A 14,750-nucleotide genomic window follows, 5' to 3' on the forward strand; every position below is an offset into this window, starting at 1 on the left:
CTTGCCCTCGGCATCGCCGCCGGGCTGAGCGTATGCGGCCCTTATCAGAAATGGCGGCGCCGCACGGACTCATCCGGAGGAGGAGGCGGGGGCGGCCCCGGATTCACGAGCGGCTGAAACACCTTCGCGATACGATCACGAAGCGACGGGTTCTCGCAAATGATGAGAAGCACGTAGTATTTGTTGCGCACCGTTGTCGCGATATTTTTCGGTTGGTAGTCGGGCAATGAGCTTGCTACGTCGACCTCCATCTTGATGCGCTCCTGCTCGATCACCTCGAGATTCGAATAGGTGAATAAGTGCACTTTTGCCCCATTAATGGTCATGAAGATTTCGGCATCTGATTGATACCCCGGCCGGCTGATGGTACGCTCGTTGGCTACGGAGAAATTCTGCGCCCGGTATGCGTCTTTGATTTTGTCAACAGTCAGGGGTTCCGGCTCTTTTGTCAATTGACAAACGAGCGGAATCCCGGCCAACAGGAGAATGCACAAGATAATCGCGATCAGCGTCTTGTCCATACCCGCCCCTCACCTATTTGAAACCGGTCACCAGCTCCTGAATCAGCAAATACCAGCCATCGGCCAGTACAAACATGATTATCTTGAACGGCAAAGACACGAAAACCGGCGGCAGCATCATCATCCCCATCGACATGAGCGTGCTTGCCACCACCATGTCGATAATCAGGAACGGGATATAGATGATGAACCCAATCTGAAACGCAATGCGTATTTCGCTCAAGATGAACCCGCATGTCAGCGTGGCCAATGGCACATCGTCGCGCGTCTGGGGGCGTTCCATCCGCGCGATGTCAATGAAAAGGGCCAGGTCCTTGGGCCGCACCTGGCGGAACATGAAATCGCGCACGGGGCCAATGGTGTTCGCAACGGCCTCGTTCCAGCCGATCTCCTCGTTCACATAGGGCAGGTACGCCTCGTCGTATACCTGCTGATAGATTGGCGACATGATGTAGAAGGTGAGAATAAGCGCCAGACCGATGAGCACTTGGTTCGGAGGAGTCTGCTGCGTGGCCATGGCTTGCCGCAAAAAACCGAATACCACGATGATCCGCAGAAACGACGTGGTCATGATGAAGATTGCAGGAGCCAGGGAAAGGACCGTAAGCAATATGAAGAGCGACAAGGTCGTGGAGATGCGGTCGGGAGACGTTGCCCCTTGCATCCCCCGGAACACGTTTTCGATACCCAGCGGACCCGTCTCTTCCGGCGCCCCCTGAGCTGCGGCGGCAGCAGAAACCAAGAGCAGCGCGCAGATTATCCCCGCTTTGAACAATCGCTTAGGGTTCCGATTCACGCGTCGAGTCCCGCAGGTATTCCCGCAACCGGTGTATATCGCCTCGCAGCGCCGCAATATCGTCTTCATCGACCGGCGAATTCGCTTCCTGCATCTCGCCCCCGGTCTCGCGGTTGATCTCCGCAAGATTTGCCCGAAGCTCCGAGAAGAATTCCCGCCCGCCCTCTGGCGCTGTCTTGCCCGCCCCATCCTCGCCACCCGCGCGGGACTCTTCCCGCGCGGCCGCAAACTCCGCCTCATCAAAATCGGCAATCAGGGACAGCGCACTCTGGCTCTGGCCAATCACAAGGACTTTGCCACCCGTGCGGACAAAGTGAAGGCATACCCGGGGATTCAGGTAGAGCCTGCCCAAGACGGCGCCAAGGCGGCTGCCTGTCAGCAGCTTCCCGCCGCTGCTCCTGCGCTGCAAGAAGTAGTACACCAACAGAATCATCGCCACAACCACGAGCAGCCACCCGAAAGCCTTCAGGATGTTGTAGGACGTTCGGTCGGCCGGAGCCCCTTCAAGCGCCTGGCCGGCAGCCTCCGGCCCTGCACCGCGCCGGGCGTCCAGCTCCCGGTTCAGCTGGGTCATGAATGCATCCGGCCGGGCCTCACCGGTCTTCTTGCCCTCTTCCGCCGAGTGTTGCGTCTCCGCGACGGGTTTCTCGGGAACATCAGCCAAGACGTCCGAACCCAGCTTCACATTCGGGGGGGGAATCGCTTCGAACTCGCTGTACTCATCGGGCTCCGGGGCAGTTGCGCCCGCTTCCGGCGCCGGTTCCTGGGCGAACACCGCCAGCGCACCGGCCCAAAGAACCAAGCCGACCAACGGAAGCACGCATTTAGTCCGCCGATGCATCGTCATGCCCCTCATCAAGCCCTGAGCGGTCCTCTTGGCCCACAATCTCGCCAATACGCACGTGTAATTCGTCGGCAATGACGACTACCTCGCCGTGGGCAAGAGGCAACCCGTTCACGTAGATGTCCGTCATCTCGCCGGCCATTTTGTCCAAAGGCACAACGGACCCACTCCTGAGTCCGAGCACCTCGCGCACGGTCATGGAACAACTTCCCAGATGCGCCGTAATGGTCATCTTGACCTGTCTTAAATCGTCAAGGGAGACGTGCTCGCTGCCTGCCGCCGCGAGTGGACTAACCTCGCGGAATTCGTGATCATGAGCCTGTTTTGCATCCGCATCCATTACATTTGGTCGCTCACAAGGAAACGCCGGTGAAACACAGCGGTAACCTGGATTTGGGGATTGATGGCGGCCGGCTGCAGCTGTTTCAGAATCGTGTTCGCTTCCATGAGTATGGTTCGCTGGATGTCCGCCTTGACGCGCGGATCATCCAGTTCCGCCCGCGTCCTGAACTCGTGCTGCTTGTTGATCATATCCGTAAAACGGGCCCTATGCTTCTCTAGAAGATCAGCGGTCATCTGATTATTGCATTCCAACGATACGGCAAACAACAGCATGGCCGCCGGCAGTTGACTGTCCGTCGGCATTTTCACCGAAGCAACGGCGTCATCAAAATCCACCGTGACGGCATTCGGATTCAGTTTGTCACCAGCATCTGCCGCAGGGGACGACCGCGCCCCGCCATCCTCGGAAAGCCTGGGCTTCAGCACAAACAGGTAGAGCACGACCGCTGCAATCGCGGCAACCATAACGGCAACTCCCAGCCAGATGAGCATGCTGACAAAACTCGATTTCCTGGGTGAAGGGGCCGCTGGCTGTTCATCAGACATATCTGTTCTTCCTCACTTAGGGGCTCTGCTCGGTCTCGCCCGAATGCTCGAGTTCATCGATCCCGCGCCGTAAACCGTCTGTTGTTTCTTTGGAGAATTCCCCGCTCACATGTATTTCCACGCGCCTGTTCGCCTGCATCCCCTCTTCCGTTTCATTTGTCGCGATGGGCTGCGACGGCCCGCACGCAATGATTTCAAAGGTCTCCATGGGGATCTGGGATTGCGCATGGAGGTAATCCGTCACACTTTTTGCTCTGCCGTAGCTGAGATGATAATTGTCCTCGAACCTTCCTCCTGGCGTCAAGGGACGGCTATCCGTGTGGCCCCGAATCTCGATTTTGGCGCCGGGCAGGTCCCGCAAGACCGACCCGATATCGCTGAGAACCGGCAGCGCCTCGGGCTTCAATTCCGCTTTGGCCGTGTCAAACAGGATCTGGCTCGGCAGATTGATTTTCAGGCCGCCCTCTTCGTCAAACTCGACTTTGACGTCCTTCGCCTTGTTGTTGACCAGCAATCGCTCGCTAATCATCCGGGCGGCGCGTTCGGCGGCGTGCGAACGGCGCGTCCGCAACTGTTCCACGGGTAAAGGTTGGATGACCGACGTATTATAAGGCAAGATGCCCAGCGCGCCTTTCAAAGATTGTACGGCGGTACTGTATTTCTTTTCGCTGATGCTCGAGAAGGACACCAGGAGAATGAAGAAACACAGAAACAGACTCATCATGTCGCCGTAGGTCACCATCCAGCCTGGCGCACCGGGCGGATCCATGCTTGCTTTCTGGCGTTTGTCCTTTGGCATGTTACCTTGAACTGACTTGGCGCCGCACGGCCGGAGATACGAACGCCTTCAGCTTCTGCTCCACCACCCGGGGATTGTCCCCCGATTGAATGGACAGAATGCCCTCAATAACCAGTTCCTTTGCCAGGAGCTCATTGCTGGTGCGCACTTTGAGTTTGCCTGCCGCGGGCAGGAAGACCACATTGGCCAGCAGCGCCCCGTACAGCGTCGTAAGGACCGCCACGGCCATGCCTTCGCCGATTTTCGACGGGTCATCGAGGGTAACGAACATCTGCACCATCCCGATAAGGGTGCCGATCATTCCAAAAGCCGGAGCGAATGTCCCCATGGCGAGGAGAATCGCCTGCCCCATCGCATGACGGTCTTCCATGAAGGCAAGCTCAGTCGTCAGTATGTCCTTGATGAGCTCAGGAGCGGTGCCATCGATGGCCAGTTGAACACTTCTTTCGAGAAACTCATCCCCCGCTTCACCAGCATGGGATTCCAGCGCCAGGATTCCCTCCCGGCGGGCAATGGTGGCGAAGCCGACCAGTTTGGGAATCAGATTCTCGGGCGGGGTTTCTTTGTGAAAGAACGCGTTCTTGACCGTGTTCAAGACGCTCAACACGTCGCCCAAAGGAAAATTGATGAGTGTGGACGCCAGCGTCCCCCCGACCACGATCACAACGGATGACGCACTCCAAAACACGCCCGGATGGCCACCCATAAGGATCGATACAACTACCAGGGTTATCCCCGAAATCAGACCCACAAGTGTCGCGATATCCATACGCTGCGCCTTTTGCTGGGCTCCCCTTTTCAGAACATGCGCTGCATGTTCGCAAGCATTTTAGCACTCCGGCCGCAAACCCACAACCGCCGGATGGCTCGGCACTCTGAGATGTCCCGGTCTACGCCGGAAAGACTCCAGAAAAACGGGGCGGCACACGCGCGCCGCGCGCATGCCGCCCCGGCATCACTCAGCCATCGCCCGCATCATGGCGCTACCGGACCAGGTTCACGGTCTCTTGAAGCAACGTGTCGGCCGTCGTGATAGTCCGGGCATTTGCCTGGAAGCCCCGCTGGGTCACAATCATATTGCTGAACTCGGTTGCCAGGTCCACGTTCGAGCCTTCCAGAACGCCACCCGATACCTGGCCGCGGCCTCCTGTATTCGGCAACCCTATCTGGGGAGTGCCGGAGGCAGGGGTGTCCCGGAACAGGTTATTCCCTTCACGCTGGAGGCCCCCTACATTGGCGAAGGACGCGAGGGCGATCTGACCGATAACGCGGGTCAGGCCATTCGAGAACACGCCGTTGATGGTTCCGTCGCCAGCGATGTTGAAGCTCTCCAGCGTGCCGCGCGCAAACCCATCCTGGTTGGTCACTGTGGCATCGCTGTTGGAGGCCAATTCCGTAACGGACGAGAAATCGATCTGGAACTCAAACGGCGTTTGGGGGTACGAATCCAGAGCCCCGAACGCCGCCAGCGGAACGGATACTTCGGGAGTCCCATCGGGCCGCGACGTAAACACGCCGCCGGCTAATGTCCCTTCATCAAAATAGTTGCCTTCGGAATCGAACAGAACAACGCCCTCTCCCACCGTTGTCGTCACCGGCGGGGTGTCCGAATTGGTGTATTCCACGACGTAGGACCAGGCGTTGTAGTTCGTGCCGCCAACATCTACCTGAGAGATCTTCGTGAATGTCGTCAGTAATTCGCGGGCCGTGCCCAGCGAATCAAACACGTTGACACGGCGCTCGATGATATCGCCCGCAACCGCCTGCGAATTGAGGTTTCCGCGCACCTGGACCTGTTCAGTCGCCCGGACGATAGAGGTGCCTCCCACAGGAACCTCGAGGTCTGTGGGTACGGCCCCCACATTCACCTCGCCCGTTTCGTCCGCGAGGTACCCTTGAACCCGCATGCCGGTGGCCGGGTCGATAAGCTGTCCCAACGCGTTCAACGTGAAGGAACCATCGCGCGTGTAGTACAGGCCCGAACCATCGCTCAACACAAAGAAGCCCGTTCCCTGTATCGCCAGGTCCGAGTTGTTTCCCGTGGTCTGCAGCGAACCTTGCGTATGGATCGTATCAATCGTGGCGACTTGCACGCCCAAACCGACCTGTACCGGGTTCGAGCCGCCAAAGCCGTCCACGGGGCCGCGGCCCCCTTCCAGTGTCTGCGAAAACAGGTCCTGAAACAGGGCTCGCGCCGCGCGATACCCGGGCGTATTGACGTTCGCGATGTTGGCAGCGATGACATCCATGCGCCGCTGATGTGTCTGCAGGCCTGTCACGCCAGTGTAAATTGCTGTACCCATTTCACATACCCTCCTGCTGCTGCGCCGCGTCAATCAATCGGCAGCGCGAGAGCCTCCCCTGAAGGGTCCGGCTCCTATCCTTAACTGCGTTACACCCGCCCCGGGCTGGAAGCCACGAGCACGGCACTGTCAATATTGGTGAATACGGCGTCCCCGAGTTCCGAACGGGGAACAGCCGTGATAACGGTCCGATTGGCGACGCTCACCACGAACGCCGCATCTTCGGTAAGGAGTAAGGTCTCTCGAGACCCCTTGGCGGCCGCTCGTTCGACGCCCTGCTGCAACGCCGTCTTCTCCGTGTCCGACAGTGTGATATTGCGGTCACGAAGCCGTTGCGCCGCGTGCGCAGAGAACCGCAGCGCGGATTGCGCGCGCTGGACGCGGGCCAGGATATCCGAGAACGATGTTTGCGAGACAGTGGATGCCGGCGCAGGCGTCTGCGCCCTCGCCCCGATGTCCTGCACAGGTGTGAGTTGTACGTGCTCGATCATGGCGGTCACCCTACACTGAGAACGCCCGCCATCGAGAGCAACTTTCCATCCACAGTCAGATAAACCAGGCTTCCGTCCAGGTGAACGGTTTCCACGGTTCCCTGCACCAGGTTGCCTTCATCATCTATGCCGGTGACCTCGTGTCCCACGAGGCTGCTGGCGGAAATGAAGTTCAACTGGTCGAAGTTGCCGCTGAGCGTTTCAAAACTCTCGTTAAGATTGTTCATCTGCTCGAGCGAGGCAAACTGCGCCAGTTGCGCCACCATTTCCGTGTTGTCCACGGGATTCAAGGGGTCCTGGTGCTGCATTTCGAGCACCAGAAGCTGCAAGAAAGCGTCGCGATCGAGGTCGTTTGTCATTTCGTACGCGACCTCGGCGCTATCGCTTTTTTTCACCAAACCGGCCTGTTTCAACACGTATGCCACTCGCGCGTCGGACATCGACTGCAATTTTCCGGCGACCTCCTCGCGCGCGATGCGCGTCGAACTCAGGTCGCCCGCGAAATTGTCCCGAATGGCTACAAGCGCGTTCATATGCTCCTCCTTTCCTTAGCACCGGCGTCATTGAGCCTGACACGGCATAAGACAGGCAGGTCCCCGTTCATGCGTAGAGACTCAACAACCCTTCGTGATAGGCCGTGCGCGCCCGGCGTCCGTCAGATGCCGTCTGCGCGTTACCATAAGATTTGTTCCAGAACTCCGGGCTACGGGATCCATAATGCGCATTTCCGTCGGCAGTCCCCTTACCGGTGAGATTTGCATAGCCGCCGGATGCTCCGCCGTCCGGGGAAACCGTTACGCGAACCACATTGACTCCATCGCGCGCAAGCGCGTTTCGGAGTCCCTCCGAACCATTCTCCATCGCATCGCGTACGGACGGATTACCCGATACCAGACGCAAATGGAGTTCATCGCGAACGGAAACGATTTCGACACGGACTTCGCCAAGAGATTCCGGCGCCAATCGTACCCGGAGCGATTTTTCGCCCTCGGACACAAGGTAACGGACGCTCTTGACGGCCAACTCCGTCATCGAGTCCCGTAACGCGAGTTCACGCGGAACAGCGTATTCTGCAACGTCTCCGGCAGCGTGGACTATGCCCAAGTCCCGAGACGCGCCCGGCGTTGGCTGCGAGGACGCCGCAACCAGCGGCGTCTCGTGAAGCACCCGTTGCGTCCCGGCATGCGGCATCTCGAGGGCAGAGCGCGCTACGGGAGGTTCCTCCGCGGCCTTCTCAGTGTCGAGGTAACAGGCCAGAAACTCCCCAACCTTCGAGGAAGGCGCCGGTGCGCTCTGGGATTCGGAGAGCCCGCCGGATGCTGGCTGGCTACCCTCTTCAGACGCTTGTCCGTGCTGTCTGTGTTGGAGGCCCGGGACCGCATCGTGGGCAACCGTGGCCGTACGCGGCCCCGTCACGTGAACTGAAACCGCGCCGGGATTCGTGCTCGTTTCGGCCGTCCCAGACCCTGTTTCTACCGCAAGAACCTCGAGCTTCACGCCCTCCGGAGTCAGACAGGCAAACGCTTCCCGCGCCGCCGTTGACCCGGTCTGGGCACTCGATGCTGCATCAGGCGCGCATGCAGGCGCTTGTGATCCCGCAAGCCCCTCGCCATCGCTCGCGGGCGGAGGCCCGCCCCGCGCGATCGGGGAAGCCGTCCCAACGGCGCCCCTGTCGGCGGCGGCTTGAGACAGGACGGGAACGGCGCTGTCCGGGTCCTCAGTCGTCGGGGCCGGAACATTCGCCTGCGCCGCGGTCTCGGGTTCGGCAGGGGGGGGATGAGCGGTCATCGGCGGCAACTGAGCGGCGAGTGAAGGCTCTCCCCCACTCGCTTCCTCGGTTCCTCCGAGCGCACCGGACGCCCCCGCCAGGGACCACGCCTCTTTCAGAGGAACCCTGTCGCCTTGGCTGTGCTCGACGACGCGATATGCCGCCGTGCTTTGTAGCCGCGGGGCAGGCGTCTCAGGATCTTCCGAATCAGCAGTCCCGCCGCTCAACAGCTTTGCCTGGCTGCAAAGCGCCGGCTGCAGTTCCTGCACGAACGGAAAACAGCATACCCGACCGTTCTGAGCGTCCTCCGGGTCGGCCGTCTCACCATCGGGTACGGCTTCATCAGCCTCAGGCGCCAAATGAACGGACTGCGCCCCAGGCGGAGATAGCACCATGCCGCCCGGCGGAACAGCAGAAGGCTCGAACTCCAAGAGGAGCCTCCCGTCCGGCAGGATCAGCACGGGCTTGCCAAGAACCTTGGCAACAGCCAGCGCAGCCTCTTGCGCAAGAACAAGGGCAAACGGCTGTCCTTGTCCGGCAACGGCCGGAGCATTCTGCTCGGGAGCAACGCCACCGGGCTCGTGCAAACCCTGCCCTGCCTGAAGCAGTTGCATTAGTACTGGTGAAATACCCACACGATTCACCTCCTTTCATGCGAGATACGGCGCCTCTCGCTGCCCCTTAACACAAGAGGCGCACGAGAAACGCAGTTCAGAGAGCTCCAGTTGCATGGTTGCTTACCGGAAATACATGAGGGACAAGCGGGGGACCCCGTACGGCATTCAACGATAGCAGCGCGAGGTCTGTGTAAGGGCAGACGCCCGCTACGAGCCGTGGCGGGGGTTTTTCAGGGCCTGCAGTACGAGGGCCGCTTTTTCAGGCGCCATTTCATCCAGGATACTTCCGCGGGTGCGGTCTTCCTCGACTCGCTGGAGAATCATGGCAGCCTCTTCGGGAGTGAACAGCTCGGAGGTCAACGTCTCGGCGGCCTTCTTGGCTTCCATGCTTGCGACGGATTTCGCCACGGTCAGCAGGCGCTGGTCCAGAGCCGCGTCAGCGCCGTCGAGCGATCTGTTCAGGTCCGCCAGGATCGAGTCGAGATTCTTCCGGAGGGATTCCAATTCTTTGCGCATCAGCGCGAGACGCTTTTCTTCTTCCGCGATTTGCGTTTCCCGCTGTTTCAGTTCCTGTTCCTTTTCACGAAGCGCAGCTATCAGCGGGTCCGCCTCTTCCGCGGGCGGCTGGGCCGGTTCAATAGCCGCTTGTTTCCGCCCCAACAATTGCACAATGCCCGCCCGGTTCAGGTTCCCCGTGAAAAAGAGCACCATGAGGATTGTAACAAGAAAAGTCACCACGAAAGCCCCGACTAATGCTGCAATTCTCATGATGCGCGCCGCCCGTTAGCCATCGCCGCCCGGTTGACGGCAACCTCGTCCAGATAATGCTGTTCTTCCCTGCCGAGTTCGTACTGGTATGCGGCATCCCTGTGTTCTTTCAGCCGCTCGAGGATCTTGCGGTTCTTCATGGCCTGTTCCAATTCGCCTCGGCGCACCTCCTCCTGGGTCCGTAGATGCATGAGCTCCGCATGTTTTTCCACGGCAAGCCGGGAGAGATACCGTTCATACGAGAAATAACACCGGACGTCTGACGCATCGAACCGCTCGCGCGTCAGTGCCGCCGCGGCGGTAAGAGCGGCTATCTGTTCGCCGACGATTTCACTGTGTTGCTCCTCCGCGGTATGGACCGCGCGGCGCATTTCGGCAAGCGCCAGAGACTTCAGGTCTTCCTGACGCTGCCTCACGCGTAACAATACGCCGTATCGAAATGGTTTTAAAGAGGCCATCTTCGCCTAACCCTGTAACGCATTTCGCATCAGCCGTTCGATCTCTTCAAACGGGGACTCCTCATAGAGTCCCTGCTGGAGGAACAGACGCACTTTCGGCATGAGTTTCAGCGCACGGTCAATCTCCGGATTGCTGCCTCCCACGTAGGCGCCGATATTCACCAGGTCTTCTGCATCACGATACGTGGCAAGCACCCGGCGCACTTCGCGCGCCAGGCGCTGATGTTCCTCGCTTACGACGTCTATCATGCACCGGCTGACGCTCCCCGTAACGTCTATGGCGGGATAATGGCCTCGAGTCGCCAAATCACGCGATAACGCGATATGACCGTCGAGGATGCTGCGCACAGCGTCGCCAATCGGGTCGTTGATATCATCCGCCTCGACCAAGACAGCATAGATGCCGGTTATGCTCCCTTGGGGCGAGGTGCCGGCGCGCTCAAGAAGTTTCGGCAGCAACGAATACACCGATGGCGGGTACCCCTTCGTCGTGGGAGGTTCCCCGATGGCCAGCCCCACCTCGCGCTGCGCCATCGCGAAGCGCGTAATCGAGTCCAGCATGAGCATCACGTCGGCCCCGCGCTCGCGAAACCATTCCGCGATGGCCGTGGCCATATACGCGCCCTTCACGCGCCGGAGGGCCGGCTCGTCTGAGGTGGCAACCACAACGACCGACCGGGCCAAGCCTTCCGGTCCCAAATCACCCTCGACAAATTCCCTCACCTCGCGGCCCCGTTCGCCAATCAAGCCGATAACATTGACGTCCGCGCTGGTATTACGCGCGATCATCCCGATCATCTTGCTCTTGCCGATACCGCTTCCCGACATCACCCCCATGCGCTGACCCTTGCCGCAGGTGATGCACGCATCGATCGCGCGGATACCCGTGGCCACCGGCGTCTCGATGCGCGTCCTTTCCAACGGCCGGGGCGGGACAGCCGTCAGAGGCGCCCGTTCCGTCGTCTTCGGCACGGGCCCGTCGTCCAAAGGCATGCCCATGCTGTCAATAACCCGGCCGAGCAGTGCGTCTCCCACATGCACCGTCTGGGGTTTGTAGGTCGGGATCAGGAGACTGTTGGGCGCGATTCCATTCATGTCGCCCAAGGGCATGAGAAGGATCCGCTTTCCGCGAAACCCCACCACCTCGACGGGAACCTTGTCGGCTGGGTCACGGGGTTGCACGTAGCACAGGTCCCCGATGCGCATGGCAGGGCCCGTGGCTTCCACCGTGAGCCCGACGACGTCGACAACGCGCCCATATACGCAAACGGGCTCGCATTCCTGCGCACGAAGTTGATATCGATCAAGGTTTATAGTCGCCACAGGTCACTCCAAGACGTCGTCGAATATCTTCTGGAGCTGTGTATCGATTTGGGCGTCCACTTCCAGATATTCGGATTCCGCCACGCATCCCCCCGGAGCCACTGTCTCGTCGGCCACGACCTCGAGGTTTTCTATCGCGGTAAACTCATCGAGAAGCCGTATGTTCTGCGCTTCCATCGCGGCGAGGTCGGCGGGGCTCAGCCGCAGGGTAATCCGTTCGCTTTTCTCGAAATGGCCAAGCGCTTCCCGAACGGTCGTCCGCACGCGCTCCGGGTCCACGGAAGGCTCGCGCCGAACGATGCGTTTCGCGATAGCCGCCGCAAGAGCGGCGACTTGAGGTTCCAACGACTGCAAGAATTGCTCATGCGCCGCCTGAATAGCCGACGCCGCGCTCTCAAGCGCCTCGGCCGCTTTTCCGACGGACTCTTCGAAGTGGGCCCGGCCCGCTTCGGTCCCTCGGCGAAGCCCTTCCGCATACGCCTCTCGCACCTTCAACTCGGCCTCTTTTCGCGCTTCGTCGATGATTTGCCGAGGGTCCAGGGCCAAATCGCCCGAGTTCTGGCGCAGGCCGGGACCGAGCAGTTCGAGGGCCTCCCGCTGGTAGGAAGGATATGCAACCGAATCCGGTTCCCAGCATTTGATTATTCGTGCCATTTCCCCGTTAGGAACTCCCCATTCGCGAACGCTCAGCGATTACACGATGATGTCATCTTCCGTACCGCCGCCGCGTCCTTCAATAATGATTTCGCCGGCTTCTTCCAGCCGCCGCACAATCCCCACGATTTTCTGCTGGGCCTCCTCAACATCGCGCAGGCGCACGGGCCCCATATATTCCATTTCTTCCGCGATCATCTCCCGCGCCCGGGTCGACATGTTCTTGAGGATCTTCTCCTTTACTTCCTCGTCGCTGTGTTTGAGGGCGAGGGCCAGATCTTTCTGATCGATCTCCCGGAGAGACTTCTGAATTCCTCCGTCATCGACGTATACGAGGTCGTCGAACGTGAACATCAAACGCGAGATTTCGTCGGCCAGCTCCGGGTCGCGCTCCTCGAGTTCGGCCATGATGTTCTTCTCTGTCGCGCGCTCGATCCGATTCAGTATCTCGGCCACCTCCTTCACGCCGCCGGCGAAGGTGAAACCATGGCTGAACACGGACGCCATCTTACGCTCCAGAACCCGCTCCACCTCGCGCACGACCTCGGGAGGCGTCCGGTCCATGGTGGCGATCCGCAGGACCACATCCGCGCGCAATTCCGGAGAAAGCGCTGACAGCACCAGTGCCGAGATTTCCGGTTGGAGATGGGCCAGGATCAAGGCTATGGTCTGCGGGTGTTCGTCCTGAATGAACGTAATGATCTGGCTCGGGTCCGCCTTCTTGAGAAACTCGAACGGCACCTCCTGCAAACTGCTTTGCAGACGCGTGAGAATTTCGACCGCGCGCTCGGGACCCAACGCCGACTCGAGCAAGGTCTTCGCGTAATCCACGCCTCCCTGTGTCACGTACCGGTTGGCCACCATCATCTGGTGGAACTCCTCGATAATGGCCTCCCGGGTCTCCGAATCGATTGTGCCCAGACTGGACAGGTCCAGCGTCAGCCGCTCGATTTCCGAGTCGTCCATCCGTGAAAGAACACGCGAAGCGGCTGTAGGGCCCAGACAGGCCAGCAGAATGGCCGCTTTCGTGTTGCCGTCCAGCGTGCTGATATCCACCGCCGGCGCTTTCTTCTTCTTTAACGTAGGATTACTCCTCACCCTCGGCTAGCCAAGCCCGCAACAGTGACGCCACTTGCTCGGGCTGTTCGGCGGACACCCGCTCCACTTCCTCAGCCATCTCGCGCCTGCGCATTTCTCTAAGCGTGGGCTCATGTTCGGGCGGCATCGCCTCGCGCTCCTCTTCTGGAAATACCAACACGCGCAGAAGGAATCTTCTGAACACAAAGAAACCTATCAGTACCAAAACCAGCTTGAAGACGCTGCCCCCCCATTTTAGCATAGTTTCTTGAATTTGCACCCCCTCAAATCCCTTAAATGTCTCAATGGCCGCCGCCTGTTCCATTTCAAAGGGGTGATCAAACACAGAAACTTCTTCGGGCGTCAGCTCGGGTCCCACCGCCGTTGCCACAACTGTTCGATAGGCCTCAAGCTGGTCGTCGGTTCTCGGAATATACTGCAACTCGCCCGTCTTGCTTCCCTCGGGTCCGGCCATAGGCTCGTAAGTGCCTGAAACAACGGCAACTGCACGGGCTTTCACGACAGATCCTGGCGGAGTAACCGTGGTGGTCTTCGTGATACTCGGTTCGTAATTGAAAATCTCTTCGCGCTGGCTTTCCGTGGTATCCAAGGCGCCTGGGGCGCCTTCCGGAATGTTCGCCAGCGTGCCTGCAGGGCCTTCGGGAAGCGTTTCGCGGCTGGTGGATTCCGTCCGCGTGATCATTTCACTGACGGGGGTACCTTTGTCGGCTTTTGTAGACGTCTCTTCGACGGTACTCGTTTCGATATCAAGGCTTACGCGCACAATACTCTTGACGCCAAGCTTTGCCAGCGCGGTTTCCGCCTTGAGCTCGCGCTGCCGTTCATACTCATTGATAAAGTCAAGACGGCGATTCGAAATCTGCGCAAATTCGTCTTCCGAGGGGAGATTAAGAATCTTGCCATCAGTGGTGGCGAGCGTGATGTTTTCCGTCGAGAGATTCGCTCCTCCGAACGAGCTGACGACACCCAATACCGCCTCGATTTCATCCTTCGTGAGCGGCCGCCTCACGTCCAGGGTCACTGCCGCCTTATTGGGCCGTTGTTCGTCTGCAAAAAGGCTTTGTTCTTCGCGGTGGATATAGACGAGCGAGCGCCGCACAAAGGAGAACTCGTTGAGCATGCGCTGCAATTCCCCTTGAACGGCACGCCAGTATTTGATGTCCTGTTCGGCCTGACTGGTCATCACACTGGGCTGATCGAAGATTTCGAAGCCAACGCCGGTACCATAGGATTTGGGCAATTCCTGGTTTCGCAACGCTACCCGCACATCGCTGAGGTTCCGGGTGGGGACCATAATGGTGGCGCCGGCGTCTTGCGCCTTGTAGGGGATGCTGTTCTCAGAGAGATATTGAATGATAGCAGCGGAATCTTCCCGGTCCAGCCCCGAATAGAGCACCACGTATTGAGGCCTGCTGCCATATA

17 protein-coding genes are annotated in these 14,750 nt (G+C 59.4%); all 17 read right to left on the reverse strand.

The genetic code is table 11. The features are described from left to right. Positions 1-44: 44 nt before the first annotated feature. The gene (locus PLJ71_08320) at positions 45-521 is read right to left on the reverse strand and encodes a hypothetical protein (protein HQM48679.1); all 477 of its coding nucleotides are present in this window, start codon (positions 519-521) and stop codon (positions 45-47) included. A gap of 13 nt (positions 522-534) precedes the next feature. Then, positions 535-1,317 carry a flagellar type III secretion system pore protein FliP gene (gene fliP, locus PLJ71_08325; protein HQM48680.1) on the reverse strand — a complete coding sequence of 261 codons (783 nt, stop codon included), beginning with the start codon at positions 1,315-1,317 and terminating at the stop codon, positions 535-537. Further along, complete coding sequence (locus tag PLJ71_08330) at positions 1,301-2,158, reverse strand: flagellar biosynthetic protein FliO (GenBank protein HQM48681.1); 858 nt, start codon at positions 2,156-2,158, stop codon at positions 1,301-1,303. The genes fliP and PLJ71_08330 overlap by 17 nt, the downstream gene beginning before the upstream one ends. Further along, positions 2,142-2,501, reverse strand: coding sequence for a FliM/FliN family flagellar motor switch protein (locus PLJ71_08335; protein HQM48682.1), 360 nt, complete (start codon positions 2,499-2,501; stop codon positions 2,142-2,144). Before PLJ71_08335 ends, PLJ71_08330 begins: the two co-directional genes overlap by 17 nt. After that, positions 2,501-3,049, reverse strand: a complete 549-nt coding sequence (locus tag PLJ71_08340; GenBank protein HQM48683.1) for a hypothetical protein — start codon at positions 3,047-3,049, stop codon at positions 2,501-2,503. Before PLJ71_08340 ends, PLJ71_08335 begins: the two co-directional genes overlap by 1 nt. Positions 3,050-3,065: 16 nt before the next feature. Beyond that, positions 3,066-3,848, reverse strand: a complete 783-nt coding sequence (locus PLJ71_08345; GenBank protein HQM48684.1) for a flagellar motor protein MotB — start codon at positions 3,846-3,848, stop codon at positions 3,066-3,068. Between the two features lies 1 nt (position 3,849). Then, entirely contained in the window at positions 3,850-4,617 is a 768-nt protein-coding gene (locus PLJ71_08350) for a MotA/TolQ/ExbB proton channel family protein (protein HQM48685.1), read from the reverse strand. Between the two features lie 214 nt (positions 4,618-4,831). Next, complete coding sequence (locus PLJ71_08355) at positions 4,832-6,151, reverse strand: flagellar hook protein FlgE (protein ID HQM48686.1); 1,320 nt, start codon at positions 6,149-6,151, stop codon at positions 4,832-4,834. An 89-nt stretch (positions 6,152-6,240) separates the two neighbouring features. Further along, complete coding sequence (locus PLJ71_08360; protein ID HQM48687.1) at positions 6,241-6,642, reverse strand: TIGR02530 family flagellar biosynthesis protein; 402 nt, start codon at positions 6,640-6,642, stop codon at positions 6,241-6,243. Between the two features lie 5 nt (positions 6,643-6,647). Continuing rightward, positions 6,648-7,175: a flagellar hook capping FlgD N-terminal domain-containing protein gene (locus PLJ71_08365; GenBank protein HQM48688.1), complete on the reverse strand. Its 528-nt coding sequence runs from the start codon at positions 7,173-7,175 to the stop codon at positions 6,648-6,650. 67 nt (positions 7,176-7,242) lie between these two features. Next, positions 7,243-9,045 carry a flagellar hook-length control protein FliK gene (locus tag PLJ71_08370; protein ID HQM48689.1) on the reverse strand — a complete coding sequence of 601 codons (1,803 nt, stop codon included), beginning with the start codon at positions 9,043-9,045 and terminating at the stop codon, positions 7,243-7,245. 189 nt (positions 9,046-9,234) lie between these two features. Beyond that, positions 9,235-9,795 (reverse strand): hypothetical protein, encoded by a 561-nt coding sequence (locus PLJ71_08375; protein HQM48690.1) that lies wholly within the window; start codon positions 9,793-9,795, stop codon positions 9,235-9,237. Then, positions 9,792-10,253 (reverse strand): flagellar FliJ family protein, encoded by a 462-nt coding sequence (locus tag PLJ71_08380; protein ID HQM48691.1) that lies wholly within the window; start codon positions 10,251-10,253, stop codon positions 9,792-9,794. The genes PLJ71_08375 and PLJ71_08380 overlap by 4 nt, the downstream gene beginning before the upstream one ends. A gap of 6 nt (positions 10,254-10,259) precedes the next feature. After that, positions 10,260-11,576, reverse strand: a complete 1,317-nt coding sequence (locus PLJ71_08385; protein ID HQM48692.1) for a FliI/YscN family ATPase — start codon at positions 11,574-11,576, stop codon at positions 10,260-10,262. A gap of 3 nt (positions 11,577-11,579) precedes the next feature. After that, positions 11,580-12,230 carry a FliH/SctL family protein gene (locus PLJ71_08390; GenBank protein ID HQM48693.1) on the reverse strand — a complete coding sequence of 217 codons (651 nt, stop codon included), beginning with the start codon at positions 12,228-12,230 and terminating at the stop codon, positions 11,580-11,582. A gap of 39 nt (positions 12,231-12,269) precedes the next feature. After that, positions 12,270-13,280 carry a flagellar motor switch protein FliG gene (gene fliG, locus PLJ71_08395; protein ID HQM48694.1) on the reverse strand — a complete coding sequence of 337 codons (1,011 nt, stop codon included), beginning with the start codon at positions 13,278-13,280 and terminating at the stop codon, positions 12,270-12,272. Between the two features lie 37 nt (positions 13,281-13,317). Continuing rightward, on the reverse strand, positions 13,318-14,750 hold a 1,433-nt coding region (gene fliF / locus PLJ71_08400), incomplete at its 5' end, for a flagellar basal-body MS-ring/collar protein FliF (protein ID HQM48695.1).

This window comes from Candidatus Hydrogenedentota bacterium (assembly GCA_035416745.1).
GTDB lineage: Bacteria > Hydrogenedentota > Hydrogenedentia > Hydrogenedentales > SLHB01 > UBA2224.